This window comes from Pseudomonas lyxosi (assembly GCF_047758685.1).
GTDB classification, from domain to species: domain Bacteria; phylum Pseudomonadota; class Gammaproteobacteria; order Pseudomonadales; family Pseudomonadaceae; genus Aquipseudomonas; species Aquipseudomonas lyxosi.
Genome location: NZ_CP180481.1, coordinates 4,835,919 through 4,851,475 on the forward strand (window position 1 = coordinate 4,835,919; position 15,557 = coordinate 4,851,475).

The following is a 15,557-nucleotide window of genomic DNA, read 5'->3' on the forward strand; positions in this document are numbered from 1 at the left end:
GCTTCGGGCTCGTGCAGGCCGGATTCGGCTCTGCCCTGCCCTTAAATGCCAAAAGCATCGATAACAACAACAAGGTGGAGCCACCATGATCGACATCCATTCAACCGATACCCAACGCTGTGAACGCATTCGGTCCAACCCGAAATTCCTTCAATTGGTGAGCAGCCGCTCGCGCCTGGCCTGGTCACTCAGTGCTGCGGTGCTGGGTACTTACTACGCGTTCATGCTGGTGGTGGCGTTTGCCCCGCAGTGGCTGCATGCGCCGCTCGCCGAGCATCGGATGTTGACCCTGGGCATGCCGGTTGGCGCGGCGATCATCATTTTTTCCTGGCTCCTGACCGGTTGGTACGTCTACAGCGCCAATACCCGTTTCGATGCACTGGGCGCCGCCATTCTCGAGGAGAGCAAGTAATGACTCTTCTCCGTAAACTTCTCGTGGCTGCTGCCGGGCTATTGCCGGCCTCCGTTGTGCTGGCTGCACCCGCGCTGGGTGCGGTGGAAAAACAACCGCTCAACCTGCATGCGATCGGCATGTTCTTCGTCTTCGTGCTGGGCACGCTGGCCATCACCTGGTGGGCCGCGCGACAAACCAAATCCACGTCTGACTTCTACACCGCGGGCGGTGGCATCACCGGGTTCCAGAACGGTCTGGCGATTGCCGGCGACTACATGTCCGCCGCCACGCTGCTGGGGCTGTCCAGCCTGGTGTTCGCCAAGGGCTACGACGGCTTCATCTACACCATCGGCTTCTTCGTCGGCTGGCCGATCATCACCTTCCTGATGGCCGAGCGTCTGCGCAACCTGGGGCGCTACACCTTTGCCGACATCGTGTCCTATCGACTGGACCAGAACAAAGTGCGGATCTTCGCTGCCTTCGGATCGCTGACGGTGGTGTGTTGCTACCTGATCGTGCAGATGGTTGGTGCCGGTCAATTGATCAAGTTGCTGTTCGGTCTCGACTACCCGGTAGCCGTGGTGATCGTCGGCGCACTGATGCTGGTGTACGTGATCTTCGGCGGCATGATCGCCACCACCTGGGTGCAGATCATCAAGGCTGTATTGCTGCTTGCCGGCGGCACGACCCTGGCGTTCATGGCCATGTCGCAATTCGGTTTCAGCTACGAAACCCTGGCCAGCAAAGCTGTCGAAGCCCACGCCAGTGGCTGGAACATCATGGGCCCCGGCTCGATGCTCGCCGACCCGATCAACACTGCTTCGATGTCGCTGGGCCTGGTGTTCGGGATTGCCGGTCTGCCGCACATTCTGATGCGTTTCTTCACCGTGCCTAACGCCAAGGAAGCGCGCAAGTCGGTGTTCTACGCCACGGGCTTCATCGGTTTCTTCTTCCTTGTTGTCTGCACCCTGGGCTTTGCCGCGATGGTGATCATCGGCACCGACCCGCAGTACTACGTTAATGGTGAAGTCGGCGGCGCCTTGATTGGCGGCGGCAACATGGTCGCCATGCACCTGGCCAAAGCGGTCGGTGGCAACCTGTTCTTCGGTTTCCTCTCGGCCGTGGCCTTCGCCACCATTCTGGCGGTGGTTTCCGGGTTGGCCCTGGCCGGTGCCTCAGCGATATCCCACGATCTCTACGCCACGGTGTTCAAGAAGGGCAAAGCCAGCCAGAAACAGGAAATGCGCGTGACCCGCATGGCCACTGTCGGCCTTGGCATCATCGCGATTCTGCTGGGCATTCTGTTCGAGAAGATGAACGTCGCGTTCCTGGTGGGCCTGACCTTCGGCATCGCCGCCTCGACCAACTTCCCGGTGCTGATTATGGCCATGTACTGGAAAGGCTTGACCACCAAAGGCGCGATCATCGGTGGTTTCGCCGGCCTGATCTGTGCGCTGGTGCTGGTGATCCTCTCGCCAGCGGTCTGGGTCACCGTGCTCGGCCATGCTCACGCGATCTTCCCGTACGACCACCCGGCGCTGTTCTCCATGCCGCTGGCGTTCTTCGTGATCGTCGTGGTGTCGAAACTCGACCGCAGCGTGCGGGCCGACAAGGAGCGTGACGCTTACGCCGACCAGTTCGTTCGCGCCCAGACCGGCCTCGGTGCCGCCAGCGCTTCCGCTCATTGATTGAAAGGGCACGGCCCGCCGTCGCGGCACCGTGCCCATCGCACACCTTTTGAGGTTCACGTTATGCCCGAATTCAACGCCCCGCTGCGCGACATGCGCTTTGTCTTGCATGAAGTGTTCGACGCCCCGGCCCTGTGGGCCCGCCTGCCGGCCTTGGCCGACAGTGTTGACGCCGCCACCGCTGACGCCATTCTTGAGGAGGCGGCCAAAGTCACCTCGCACCTGATTGCGCCATTGAATCGCAGCGGCGACGAGGAAGGCGCCCAGTGGGTCGATGGCCAGGTCAGCACGCCAATCGGTTTCAAACAGGCTTATGCCACCTACATCGAAGGCGGCTGGGTGGGCCTTTCCGGTAACGCCGATTTCGGCGGCATGGGCATGCCGAAGATGCTCGCCGTGCAGTTCGAAGAAATGCTCTACGGCGCCAACTCAAGCTTTGCACTCTATTCAGCGTTGAGTTCCGGTGCCTGCCTGGCACTGGATGCCCACGCTAGCGACACCCTGAAAAACCTCTACCTGCCGCCGATGTACGAAGGCCGCTGGGCCGGCTCCATGTGCCTGACCGAAGCCCACGCCGGCACCGATCTGGGGATTATCCGCACCCGCGCCGAACCCCAGGCTGACGGCAGCTTCAACATCACCGGCAGCAAGATCTTCATCACCGGTGGCGATCAGGACCTGACCGAAAACATTGTCCATCTGGTGCTGGCCAAACTGCCGGATGCACCTGCGGGGCCGAAAGGCATCTCGCTGTTCGTCGTGCCCAAAGTGCTGGTCAATGCCGACGGTTCCCTCGGCGATGCCAACGCCGTGAGTTGCGGATCGATCGAACACAAGATGGGCATCAAGGCCTCGGCCACCTGCGTGATGAACTTCGACGGCGCCAGCGGTTGGCTGGTCGGCGAAGCCAACAAAGGTTTGGCGGCGATGTTCACCATGATGAACTACGAGCGTTTGTCCATCGGCATTCAGGGCATTGGCTGCGCCGAAGCGTCCTATCAGAGCGCCGTCGCCTATGCACGTGAACGCGTTCAGAGCCGCGCGCCGACCGGTGCAATTGCTCCGGACAAAGTGGCCGACCCGATCATCGTCCACCCTGATGTGCGCCGCATGCTGCTGAGCATGAAAGCCATGACAGAGGGCGGCCGCGCGTTTGCCAGTTATGTCGGGCAGCAACTGGATCTGGCGAAGTTTTCCGATGACGCCAAAGAACGCGACAGCGCGCAAACCCTGGTCGCGCTGCTGACACCGGTGGCCAAGGCATTTTTCACCGACACCGGCCTGGAAAGCTGCATCAACGGCCAACAAGTGTTCGGCGGCCATGGCTACATCCGCGAATGGGGCCAGGAACAATTGGTCCGTGACGTGCGCATCGCGCAGATCTACGAAGGCACCAACGGCATTCAGGCCCTGGACTTGCTCGGACGCAAAGTGCTCGCCGACAAAGGCTTTGCGCTGCGCCAGTTCACCGCTGAGATCCGTCATTTCGCCCATCAGCCTGACGCGCCCTACTCCGCTCAACTGTTCTCTGCCGTACAGCGTCTGGAAGACCTGAGCGACTGGCTGCAGGACCAGGCCGCGACCAATCGCAACGAAGTCGGCGCCGCGTCGGTGGAGTATTTGCACCTGTTCGGTTACGTCGCCTACGCCTGGCTTTGGGCGCGCATGGCACAAGTTGCCAAGCAAAAGCTGCACGAAGACGAAGGGTTTTATGGCGCGAAAATCGCCACCGCCGACTTCTATATCCACCGCCTGCTGCCGCGCATCTTGAGCCTGGAGCAATCCATCCGCGCGGGCAGTGCCTCCTTGTTTGGCCTGAGCGCCGAACAGTTCTAACGATTGAACCGCACGCGGCGCCACGCTCCTGTCTTTTCGGCGTTCGCGTTTTTTTATTGATAAGCCCTCGCCCACCTGGCGAGGGCCGCGGGACCTGTCTTTCCATAATAAAAACAAAGGGGCTTCACCATGGACCGCAACACCCGCACCCTCGCTACCCGACTGTTGCTGGCCGGCGGCGTCATCAGCCTCTCGGCCCCCGCCGCCGCTGACTTTGTCAAAGACAGCAAGGCCAGCCTCGAGCTGCGCAACTTCTATTTCAACCGTGACTATCGCCAGGACAACGCCGCCCAATCCAAACAAGAGGAATGGGCCCAGGGTTTCCTGCTGCGCTATGAATCGGGCTTCACCGACGGTTTGATTGGTGTCGGCTTCGATGCCATCGGCCTGGTCGGCGTCAAGCTCGATTCCAGCCCTGATCGCGCAGGTTCCGGCCTGCTCAAACGCCATCGCGACACGAGCAAAGGTGCGCAGGACGAGTACGGCGAACTGGGCCTGACCGCCAAAGTGCGCGCCTCCAAAAGCACCCTGAAACTCGGCACGCTGCTGCCGAAACTGCCCACGGTATTGGCCAACGATTCACGGCTGTTGCCACAGACCTTCAAGGGCGGTCAGTTGACGTCGCTGGAACTCGAAGGCTTGACCGTGGATGCCGGGCGACTGACGCAGGTCAATCAGCGCGACTCCTCGGACTACGAGGACATGGGCATCACCCGCACCGGCGCCAAGGGCATCACCACGCGTCATGTCGATAGCGACAGCTTCGATTTCGCCAGCCTGAACTACAAATGGACCAGCAACCTCGCCACCGGCTATAGCTACGGTCACCTCGACAACTTCTACAGCCAGCACCTGGTCAACCTGACCTACGTGTTGCCGGTGACGACAGGCCAGTCGTTGAAGACGGATCTGCGCTTCGCCCGTTCAACGGATGATGGCGGCAGCAATGTCGATAACAACGCCATCGGCGCGATGTTCACCTATAACCTCGGCGGGCATGCGTTGGGCCTGGGTTATCAAGGCATGAGCGGTGACACTGGCTACGCCTACGTCAATGGTACCGATGCCTTCCTGGTGAACTTCGTGCAGATCGGCGACTTCGCCAGCAAAGACGAAAAATCCTGGCAGGCTCGCTACGACTACAACTTTGCGGCCATTGGCATTCCGGGCCTGACCTTCATGACCCGCTACCTCACCGGCGACAACATCGATCTGGGCGGCAACCGCCCGGAAGGCAAGGAATGGGAACGTGATACCGACATTGGTTATGTCGTGCAGAGCGGGCCGCTGAAGAATGTCGGGGTGAAGTGGCGCAATGCGACGGTGCGCTCGACCAACTTCGGCAGCGATCTGGATGAAAACCGTTTGATCGTCAGCTACACCTTGCCGATCTGGTAAGCACCGCAATGATCGTTCCCACGCTCTGCGTGGGAATGCCTCAACGAACGCTCCGCGTTCGGCTTTTGATGGGACGCAGAGCGTCCCGGGCTGCATTCCCACGCGGAGCGTGGGAACGATCGGTGCTCTCCTCCGCCCGACCATTCCGCGGCAGTGGCCAGAGTAGGTTAAGATGCCTGCAAACCAGGCCCGCCGCGAGACGCCCCGCATGACTGATACCACCCCCCGCCTGATCAAGAAGTACCCCAATCGCCGACTGTATGACACCCACACCAGCAGTCATTTGACGCTGGCGGACATACGCCAGTTGGTGGTCGACAAAATTGCCTTTCAGGTGGTCGATGCCAAGAGCGGCGAGGATCTGACCCGCAGCATTCTGCTGCAAGTGATTCTGGAAGCCGAAAGCGGCGGTGAGCCCATCTTCACTACCGAAATGCTGATGGGGATTATCCAGTTCTACGGCCCTTATCAGGGCGTTCTCGGCAGCTACCTGGACAAGAGCATTCAGACCGTAATCGACGTTCAGTCCCAGACCGGCGCGCAGTCGTCCGAAGCCTGGAGCGACTTCATGCACCAGCAGGCCCCGGTGATGCAGGATCTGATGCGCCAATATGTCGACCAGTCCAAGGCGTTGTATCTCAATACCCAGAACCTGTTTGGCATGTTTGGCGGTAAACCCGGCACCGATAGCGGGCCGAAAAAAAATGGCGATGGGGAATAAACCCATCGCCATTGGTGCCGCTTACTTGATGTGACTTACTTGTTACCGCTGGTAGCCTTGGCGCTTGCTTCTGGAGCCGCTTTGGTCGCCGCGGCAGTTGCTGCGTCGAAACTGCTCTGAGCCACATCGGCAGCCTGTTTTACGGCTTTCTGTGCGCTTTCGAACACAGTGCCGGCATTCGCCAGGCTCGACTTGAACGCGGCCACAACAGGCTCGGAGCCGGCCGGTGCATTCTTGCTGATGGCTTCAACGAACTCTTGCACCTGTTGGGTGCCCGCTTCGACCTGACCCGAGGTCAGTTTGGCGATGTCCGACTGAGTACCCACGATCAGCGCTTGAACCTGACGGTTGAACTCGGCCAGACGTTCGGTCTGCGCGCTCGGCTGGGTGAAAGAAGCCTGCAGCTCGGCGAAACCTTGTGGATCACGGACGGCCATCAGCTTGCGAACACCTTCGAAGTGCTCTTCGGTGGAGTCACGCAATGCCTTGAACTGCAACTGGCTGAGCTGTTCAACGCTGGCGAAGACTTTGCCGCTGATTTGCTGCAAAAGATCGAGGTTGGCTTTCTGAGCGGTTTGCAGTTTTTCCGAATTGAAAAAAGACATGCTTGAATCTCCTGGTACTGGAAGGTCCTGATGGACCTGAGGACGCGATAGCGATCCGGCCAGTCATCGCGTTAGCCTTGATATTGCAGTGCACAAAACTATTTGGCAACGTCTATTTTTGTGCGGTGCAAAATAACCTTTGCTAAAGCCCTCCTTCTTCGCTGTAAACTCCTGCTCATCGAACGGCTGGGCTAGCCCTCTTTAACTAAAGGGTTCAGATGGGCCGGTTCCCATATACAGCGTCAGGAGATCACGATGGGTCAGGAATTAAATATTGCGCTGCAAGATGAAGAGTTCTCCGAACCCGCCGGCTTGTTCGAGCACCTCAATCATCTGCAACGTCTCAATACCCGTAACGTCCTCGACGCCGTGCAGAAGCGCCAGGCAAAAACCTTCGCGCCTTTAAGCCTTGGGCAACTCCGACAGCCAACGCCGGCTGACTGGCAGGAATACTTCACGGACCTCGGCCAACGCAGCGTGTTGTTCTGGGACACCTTGCGTCAGCGCGGCGACAACACCCTGGCCCACGAACGCGCCGGGTATCCGCTGCTGCTCAAGTTCAATCATGAAACGCTGGTCGCCGGTGAAGACCTGCCCCGCCCGGTCAATTACTCGCTGTTGCAAATCCTTGGTGGCCCCGGACAACAGATCGACAGCAAAAAACAGCCGGTGATCATCATTGACCCACGCGGCGGCCACGGCTCGGGGATCGGCGGTTTCAAACAGGATTCGGTCATCGGCGAGAGCCTGAGAGCCGGCCACCCCACCTACTTCATCGCCTTCAGTCACTCGCCCCGCCCTGGGCAAACCCTTGCCGATATCACAGAAGCCCAGGCGAAGTTCATCGAAGTCGTCAGCGCCCGACATCCCGACAGCACCAAACCCGTGGTAATCGGCAACTGCCAGGCGGGCTGGGCGTTAATGGGCCTCGCGGCCACCCGTCCGGAGCTGCCGGGGCTGATCATCGTTAACGGTGCGCCGTTGTCGTACTGGGCCGGTGTCAATGGCCGCAATCCGATGCGCTATTCCGGCGGTTTGCTGGGCGGTGGCTGGATGGCGCGTCTGGGGAGCGACCTCGGCAATGACCGTTTCGACGGCACCTGGCTGGTCAGCAATTTCGAAAACCTGGACCCGGCCAACACCTATTGGGGCAAGTACTACCACCTGTTCAGTGAAGTCGACAGCGAGGCCGCACGCTTTCTGGATTTCGAACGCTGGTGGGGTAGCCCGACTCTGCTCAATGGCGAAGAGATCGAGATGATTGTCGACGATCTGTTCATCGGCAATCGGCTGTCCGGCGGTCTCGGTCGCAAGAGCAGCGGGCTTGACCTCAAACTGATCGAAGTGCCGGTGGTGGTGTTCTGCTCGTATGGCGACAACATCACCTCCCCGCAGCAGGCACTGGACTGGATCACCGACGTCTATCCAAGCGATCTCGCGTTGCAGAATGCCGGACGCACCATCGTTTACCTGCGGCACGCGAGCATCGGCCACCTGGGCATCTTCGTGTCCGGTGAAGTGGCGCGGCGTGAGCACCGTGAATTGCTCGGTGCGGTCGATGCGATCAATGTGCTGTCAGCCGGGCTGTATGAAATGCTGATCGAAGACCTGCCGGAGAATTCAGCGACGCCGTATGCCGTGCGTTTCGAACGCCGGCGTATCGCCGACATCCATGGCCAGGTGCAGCCGCCCCGTGATGACGATCGCGAATTTGCGCTGGTCCAGCGTGCGTCCGATATCAACAACAGTGTGTACGACGAATTCATACGCCCGTGGTTGCGCCAGTTGATCAACGAACCCAGCGCCGAAATGCTGCGCCGGGCGCACCCTTTCCATCAGCAGCAAGTGGCCTGGAGCAGTTTGAACCCGGCGCTGTGGTGGCTGGCAGGCAGTGCCGCCCAAGTGAGCAAGGATCGCCACCCCGCCAGCCAGACCAACCCGTTGCTGGTCTGGCAGGAACTGTTTTCCAACCAGGTGCAGGACGCCTTGAACGGCTATCGGGATCTGCGCGATGCGGCTCAGGAAATGTGTTTCTACGGCGTGTATGGCGTACTCAACAACCTCACCGGCAATGCACCCGGGCGAAATCTTCAGGAACATGCCGAGCAGCACGACAAGGTTTTGATCGAGCGCTTGCAGGATGCCCTGCCCCTTGGCGGCCTGATGGAAGCCTTGATACGAATCCTGTTCCTGCTGGGCCGCGACAGCGACGAGTCGGGCAAGGAAAGTGTCGAAAAATTGATCCAGCAACTGCAAGTATTGCTTCAGGACTACAGTGCCAAGCCGCTTGATTTGCGCGAAACCCTGCGCCTGCAAAAACTGCTGGTCGCTACCCATCCGCAAGAAAGCCTGCACAGCCTGCCCTTGATGCTGGTTGAGGTCGAAGAACGCCAGCAAGTGCTCGCGGCCGTCGCCAATTTGCTGCCTGAACTGCTGACCAGCGGCGCAGACAACCCATTCTGGTGTGAACTGCACACGCTGCTCGACGTGCCACTGCCGGGTTTCAGCCTGACCCAACCACCGGGTGAAGCCGATGCCATCGAAGAGAAAGCCCCGGCGATAACTCCAGAGCCGGTCAAGCAAAAAGTCCCGGTGGTAACCCCTGAGCCGATCAAGCAAAAAGTCCCGGTGGTAACCCCTGAGCCAATCAAACAGAAAACCCCAGCGGTAATCCCCGAGCCAATCAAGCAGGAAAAAACCGCAGTGACCCCTGACCCCGTCGCCAAGGTTGCGAGTCCAGTGCGCAAACCTGCCAAGGGCAAGAAAGGCGTGAAAAAACCTCCGGTGAAATAACGTTGAACGCTGACGAGGACCGCGTCAGACCGGCGCGGCTTCCTCGATTTCAAACGATTCATCGGCCCGATACTGACCGGGTGTCATGCCAAACCAGCGGCTACAGGCTTTGTTGAAACTGCTGTGATCATGAAAACCAAGGAGATACGCGACATGTTTCATGTTGAAGTGAGAATGGCGCAGGTAAAAATCCGCCAGTTGCCGGCGCACATCGTTCTGCACGTCCTTGAATTGCGTCCCTTCCTTTTCCAGCGCGCGTTGCAGCGTCCGCTTGCTGATGTTCAATGCGGCCGCGATCGACTCCATGTCGCACTGTCCATGGTCCTGACTCAAACGTTCGGTAATCAGCGCACGAATCCTGCCGACGATGCAAAAACCAAACAGCAGGTCCAGTTGAGCCTCGGCAAAACTGTCATGCATCACCGCCAACGCTTCATTGGCCATGTTCAACGGACGCATCAGTTCCTGACCGTCAAACAAAATGCTGTCGTAAGGCGCGTCGAAATGCAGGTCGCAACCAAACAGCCGACGATGCTCGCAGGTGTCTTCAGGTTCGGGATAGGTGAATCCCACGCTCAAGGGGTGCGGTGCGTTGCCGCCCGCCAGCGTACGGCAGAAACCCAGCAATGAAGCCAGCGCTGCATCGGTGTATTGGCGAGGTTTGACCGAGCCTTTTTGTTGATGATCGAGGCCGGAAAGTCGGTAATTCTGCTGTTCCGATGTAAAGAAAAGGCTGAATCCGGTGCCGATCAACGGACTGAAACGGACCAGTCGTTCAAGGGCTTTTTTCAGATTCAGGCTGGACATCATGGTGTAGCCGACGATTTGAAAACTGCCGGGGTTGAAACTTCCATAGGCCTTCAAGCCGATGTCCGGATCACCCGAGGCCTGAGCGGCCAGATCCCATAGTCGATAGATAGCCCTTCGCTCGCAAAACGCTCCTGGTTTGTCCGCGAGCTTCATGTCTAGTTCAGCCTCCTGACACAGACTGGCAACATCCAGTCCTTGAGCCAAGAGCGTATTTACCAGCACGCTGGCATAGCCTGAACTCATTCTATACATGGCGTCCTCAATGACCTGTGGAACCGAACGTCCTGTCCGGAGCCATGACTGATCTGCGATAAATCAAATACTAACGGATCGTACCGTTACCAATATTGACCCCAGTATAGGTAACTCTCACTTTTAGCCACTATTTCAGACCATTCGTCACTCTGTAGCAGCTGCCGAGCAGCGCGAGGCTGCGTTCGGCGGCGTAGCCGTCGTAAAACCATACACTGCGATCTTTCAGGCAAACCGCGTATGCAGGATTCACGAGGACTTCGGTCGAGCGCGACCCCGGCTCGAACGCAGCCTCGCAGGCTCGGCAGCTGCTACATGAACGTAGCGAGGCGATGACAGAAAGTTCAGTTTCATTTCGTGCATGGCACCGATGGACACCAGACCGTCACCTCTCAACACTTCCGCACACCCCGTCAATGCCGAACAATCCCCCATCTTGCAGCGCAAAATACAAAAAGGAAGAGAGCATATGAAGTCGCTTGGTCGTATTGCGTTGGTCACGGGTGGTATGGGTGGGATTGGCACTGCGATAAGCCAACGCCTGTACAAGGAAGGATTCAAGGTCATTGTGGGCTGCAGCTCAGACTCCGCCCGCAAGAAAGAATGGATGGCGAGCCAACTGGAGGCGGGTTATCAATTCGAATGCATCTATGGCGACATTACCGATTGGGAATCAACGCGCAAAGCGTTCGAGATGGCACGAGAGGAATTCGGCCCGATCGATGTCTTGGTCAACAACGCCGGCATCACGCGTGATGCTTCCTTTCGCAAACTGACGCCCGAAGACTGGAACGCGGTCATCGGCACCAACCTGAGCGGCCTGTTCAACACCACCAAACAGGTGATTGAAGGGATGTTGGCCAAGGGTTGGGGACGGGTCATCAACATCTCCTCGATCAACGGTCAACGCGGCCAGTTCGGCCAGACCAACTACAGCGCGGCCAAGGCCGGCATCCATGGCTTCACCATGGCCCTGGCCCGGGAAGTGTCCGGCAAGGGCGTGACTGTCAACACCGTCTCCCCAGGTTACATCCAGACCAGCATGACCGCGGCCATCCGCCCGGACATTCTCGACACCATGATCGCGGCCACACCGGTCGGGCGTCTCGGCCAACCTGAAGAAATCGCCTCCATCGTGGCCTGGCTGGCTTCCGATGAATCAGCCTATAGCACCGGGGCCGACTTCTCGGTCAACGGCGGCATGAACATGCAGTAGACCTGTCAGGGCATGGATGCCCTGCTTTCGCTCGACAAAATCTTAATGAGGTCACGCATGAACGAAGTCGTAATCGTTGCCGCTACTCGTACCGCCATTGGCAGTTTTCAAGGTGCCTTGTCCGCGATTCCAGCCACCGAGCTGGGCGCAGCGGTCATTCGCCGTTTGCTGGAAGAGACCGGTCTGGACGGCTCGCAGATCGATGAAGTGATCCTCGGCCAGGTACTCACCGCAGGCTCGGGGCAAAACCCGGCACGCCAGACGGCGATCAAGGCCGGCCTGCCCCATACCACCCCTGCCCTGACCCTGAACAAGGTCTGCGGCTCGGGCCTCAAGGCTGTCCAGCTGGCGGTTCAGGCCATCCGTTGCGGCGACGCCGAACTCATCATTGCCGGCGGTCAGGAAAACATGAGCCTGGCGCCGTATGTGCTGCCCAAGGCACGCACCGGTTTGCGTCTGGGTCATGCGCAACTGCAAGACAGCGTGATTCAGGACGGTTTGTGGGACGCCTTCAACGACTACCACATGGGCATCACCGCCGAGAATCTGGCGAGTAAGTACGAACTGAGTCGCGAAGACCAGGACGCTTTCGCCGCGGCCTCGCAACAGAAAGCGGCTGCGGCCATCGAAGCGGGCTACTTCAAGCGCGAAATCACCCCGATCCTGATTCCTCAGCGCAAGGGTGAGCCGCTGGTCTTCGACACCGATGAACAACCGCGTCCAGACAGCACGCTGCAGGCGTTGGGCAACCTCAAACCCGCATTCCAGAAAAACGGCAGCGTGACCGCCGGTAACTCATCCACCCTCAACGACGGCGCCGCCGTACTGTTGCTGGCCAGCGCCGCCAAGGCCCTGGCCCTCGGCTTGCCGGTTCTGGCACGCATCAAGGCTTACGCCAGCGCTGGCGTGGACCCGTCGATCATGGGCATCGGCCCGGTACCGGCCACCCGTTTGGCATTGACCAAAGCCGGCTGGAGCCTGGACGACCTCGACCTGATCGAAGCCAATGAAGCGTTCGCCGCGCAATCACTGGCAGTCGGCAAGGAACTGGGTTGGGACACCAGCAAAGTCAACGTCAACGGCGGCGCGATTGCCCTCGGTCATCCGATCGGTGCATCGGGTGCGCGGATTCTGGTGTCGCTGTTGCACGAGCTGATTCGTCGCGATGGCAAAAAAGGTTTGGCTACGTTGTGCATCGGTGGCGGCCAAGGCGTCAGCCTGGTCATCGAGCGCTAGAAACACAGGAGTGTTTGCTTAAGTTGCTGACGCGGCGCCGAAGTCCGGCGCCGCGGTTTTTTTTCTGCCCGGTTTACGTAAGTGGGCAAGGAGTTCCATGGACAATAACGCGCATACCTTCAACACCTTCTGGTCAGGCCAGGTTCCGTTCATTGCCTCCTTTGCAGTGCAACAATTACGACTCTGGGTCAGTAGCAATCCGTGGTTCACCGGCCAGGAATACAACGAGTGGTTTGACCTGCCGCGCGGCACCCTGGACGGCCTTCAATCGGACTACCAACAGCAATGGGGCGAACTCGGCCAGCAACTGCTGACCGGTCAGCCATTCAGCTTCGACGATCGACGTTTTTCCAGCGGCAACTGGAGCCAGCCACTGTTCGGCTCGCTCGCAGCGTTTTACCTGCTCAACGCAGGGTTTCTGCTGAAGCTGCTGGACAAGTTGGCGATTCCGGACAAAAAGCCGCGTCAGCGCCTGCTCTATCTGGTGGAACAAGCCATCGCCGCCGGGGCGCCGAGTAATTTTCTGGCCAGCAACCCCGATGCGCTGCAACGTGTCGTCGATACCCAGGGAAGCAGCCTTCTCACCGGCCTGTTGCACCTGGCCAGCGACCTGCAAGAAGGCAAAATGCGTCAGTGCGACGCCGGTGCATTCAAAGTCGGTGTCGATCTGGCCAACACTCCGGGCGAAGTGGTGTTCGAGAACGAACTCTTCCAGCTCATCCAGTATTACCCGCAAAGCGAAACCCAGTACCGGCGCCCGGTATTTGTCGTGCCGCCGTCAATCAACAAGTACTACATTCTCGACCTGCGCCCGGACAACTCGATGGTTGCCCATCTGTTGAAACAAGGGCACCCGGTGTTTCTGATGTCGTGGCGCAACTTCGACCAGGCACACGCTGGCACCACCTGGGATGACCTGATCGAAACCGGTATCATCAAAGGCCTGCAAGTGACCCGTGAAATCAGCGGCGATCAACGGCCCAATTGCGTCGGCTTCTGCATCGGCGGCACCTTGTTGAGTTCGGCTCTGGCGGTCCTGGCGGCGCGCGGCGACCGCGAGATCGGCAGCGTGAGCCTGTTGACCACCTTCCTCGACTACCTCGATACCGGCCCTATCGACATCTTCGTCGACGAGCAATTGGTGGCCTACCGCGAGCGCACCATCGGCGGCCTGGATGGCCCGATCGGCCTGTTCAAGGGCGAAGACATGGGCAATACCTTCTCGCTGCTGCGCCCCAACGACTTGTGGTGGAACTACAACGTCGACAAATACCTCAAGGGTCAGAAACCGATCCCCCTTGACCTGCTGTTCTGGAATAACGACAGCACCAACCTCCCGGGCCCGATGTACTGCTGGTATCTGCGCCACACCTACCTGCAGAACGACCTGAAATCCGGTGAGCTGGACTGTTGCGGGGTCAAGCTGGACCTGCGCGCCATCGATGCTCCGGCGTACATCCTCGCCACCCATGACGATCACATCGTGCCGTGGAGAAGCGCTTACGCCAGCACCGAGTTGCTTTCCGGGACCAAGCGTTTTGTATTGGGCGCATCAGGGCATATCGCCGGGGTGATCAACCCGCCGGCCAAGGAAAAACGCCACTACTGGACCAACAACCGGGTCACCAAAAACCCTGAAACCTGGTTCAAGAACGCCCAGCAACATTCCGGTAGCTGGTGGAATGACTGGTTCGTCTGGCTGGCTGAACAGTCTGGCGAACGCCAGCCCTCGGTGCTGCACACCGGTAACGCCCAATACCCGGCGATTGAGTCGGCACCAGGGCGTTATGTGATGCAGTGATCGACAACCCCGCGCGATAACCACTATGGCGCGGGGGCTCCCTCTTCACTCATCCCCGTAAAAACAGCACATACGCTCAATATCCTCGCGGCAATCCCGGTAACCATGTCCTCCTCACTCACCGTAAGGACATCGTCATGGCCATCGCAAAAGCTGTTCCCGGCAAAACCCTGCTGACCCCGACCGACCACACCCTGATCATGATCGATCACCAGTCGCAAATGTCCTTTGCGACCAAGTCGATCGACGCTGTCACCCTGCGCAACAACGCCGCACTCGTGGCCAAGGCTGCGCGCGGCTTCAAGGTCTCGACCATCCTGACCACCGTTGCAGAGAAGAGCTTTTCCGGCCCGATCTTCGACGAAATAAAGTCAGTGTTCCCGGAACACAACGTCATTGACCGTACCAGCATGAACACCTGGGAAGACGAGCGCATAGCTGTCGAGGTCAACGCTGCCGGCAAACAGAAAATTGTCCTGGCCGGTCTTTGGACTTCCGTGTGCATTGTTGGCCCGGCGCTGTCGGCGATCGACCAGGGTTTCGAGGTCTACGTGATTGCCGATGCCTGCGGCGACGTCACCACCGAAGCCCATGAAATGGCCATGCAACGCATGATCCAGCTCGGCGCTCGCCCTATGACCTCGTTGCAATACCTGCTTGAACTGCAGCGGGACTGGGCTCGCAGCGAGACTTACGAGGAAACCGTGAAAACCTCGATTGCCAATGGTGGCGCCTACGGTCTGGGCCTGATCTATGCCAAGACCATGTTCGGTGCCTCGGAAGGCCACTAAGCGTCGTCTAAAAACA

The 15,557-nt window shown here is 59.1% G+C and carries 12 protein-coding genes; 10 read left to right on the plus strand and 2 right to left on the minus strand.

The window, feature by feature from the left end:
* The first annotated feature begins 85 nt into the window (after positions 1-85).
* From ACMXYI_RS22200 to phaR, 5 genes are all read left to right on the plus strand, one after another.
* Positions 86-412 (plus strand): DUF485 domain-containing protein, encoded by a 327-nt coding sequence (locus tag ACMXYI_RS22200; RefSeq protein ID WP_008146418.1) that lies wholly within the window; start codon positions 86-88, stop codon positions 410-412.
* Positions 412-2,082, plus strand: a complete 1,671-nt coding sequence (locus ACMXYI_RS22205; RefSeq protein WP_415769088.1) for a cation acetate symporter — start codon at positions 412-414, stop codon at positions 2,080-2,082. The genes ACMXYI_RS22200 and ACMXYI_RS22205 overlap by 1 nt, the downstream gene beginning before the upstream one ends.
* 63 nt (positions 2,083-2,145) lie before the next feature.
* Positions 2,146-3,918, plus strand: a complete 1,773-nt coding sequence (locus tag ACMXYI_RS22210; RefSeq protein WP_415769089.1) for an acyl-CoA dehydrogenase C-terminal domain-containing protein — start codon at positions 2,146-2,148, stop codon at positions 3,916-3,918.
* A 129-nt stretch (positions 3,919-4,047) separates the two neighbouring features.
* Positions 4,048-5,316, plus strand: a complete 1,269-nt coding sequence (locus tag ACMXYI_RS22215) for an OprD family porin (protein WP_415769090.1) — start codon at positions 4,048-4,050, stop codon at positions 5,314-5,316.
* Positions 5,317-5,488: 172 nt separating this feature from the next.
* Positions 5,489-6,037 (plus strand): polyhydroxyalkanoate synthesis repressor PhaR, encoded by a 549-nt coding sequence (phaR, locus tag ACMXYI_RS22220; RefSeq protein WP_415769091.1) that lies wholly within the window; start codon positions 5,489-5,491, stop codon positions 6,035-6,037.
* A gap of 35 nt (positions 6,038-6,072) precedes the next feature.
* On the opposite strand, the gene phaP is transcribed toward phaR, so the two are convergent.
* Positions 6,073-6,642 (minus strand): TIGR01841 family phasin, encoded by a 570-nt coding sequence (gene phaP / locus ACMXYI_RS22225; RefSeq protein WP_415769092.1) that lies wholly within the window; start codon positions 6,640-6,642, stop codon positions 6,073-6,075.
* Between the two features lie 255 nt (positions 6,643-6,897).
* Here phaP and ACMXYI_RS22230 point away from each other — a divergent pair, with 255 nt between their 5' ends.
* Positions 6,898-9,435 carry a DUF3141 domain-containing protein gene (locus tag ACMXYI_RS22230; protein WP_415769093.1) on the plus strand — a complete coding sequence of 846 codons (2,538 nt, stop codon included), beginning with the start codon at positions 6,898-6,900 and terminating at the stop codon, positions 9,433-9,435.
* Positions 9,436-9,459: 24 nt separating this feature from the next.
* Here the strand turns inward: ACMXYI_RS22230 and ACMXYI_RS22235 are convergent, their stop codons facing one another.
* A complete protein-coding gene (locus ACMXYI_RS22235; RefSeq protein ID WP_415769094.1) occupies positions 9,460-10,497 on the minus strand; it encodes an AraC family transcriptional regulator in 1,038 nt (345 codons plus the stop codon).
* Between the two features lie 469 nt (positions 10,498-10,966).
* Here ACMXYI_RS22235 and phbB point away from each other — a divergent pair, with 469 nt between their 5' ends.
* The 4 genes from phbB (at position 10,967) to ACMXYI_RS22255 (ending at position 15,541) form a co-directional block, all read left to right on the plus strand.
* Complete coding sequence (gene phbB, locus ACMXYI_RS22240; RefSeq protein ID WP_415769095.1) at positions 10,967-11,713, plus strand: acetoacetyl-CoA reductase; 747 nt, start codon at positions 10,967-10,969, stop codon at positions 11,711-11,713.
* Between the two features lie 57 nt (positions 11,714-11,770).
* Positions 11,771-12,949 (plus strand): acetyl-CoA C-acetyltransferase, encoded by a 1,179-nt coding sequence (locus tag ACMXYI_RS22245; RefSeq protein ID WP_415769096.1) that lies wholly within the window; start codon positions 11,771-11,773, stop codon positions 12,947-12,949.
* A 97-nt stretch (positions 12,950-13,046) separates the two neighbouring features.
* Positions 13,047-14,750 (plus strand): class I poly(R)-hydroxyalkanoic acid synthase, encoded by a 1,704-nt coding sequence (gene phaC, locus ACMXYI_RS22250; protein ID WP_415769097.1) that lies wholly within the window; start codon positions 13,047-13,049, stop codon positions 14,748-14,750.
* A 137-nt stretch (positions 14,751-14,887) separates the two neighbouring features.
* Complete coding sequence (locus tag ACMXYI_RS22255; protein ID WP_033054906.1) at positions 14,888-15,541, plus strand: hydrolase; 654 nt, start codon at positions 14,888-14,890, stop codon at positions 15,539-15,541.
* The last annotated feature ends 16 nt before the right edge of the window (positions 15,542-15,557 follow it).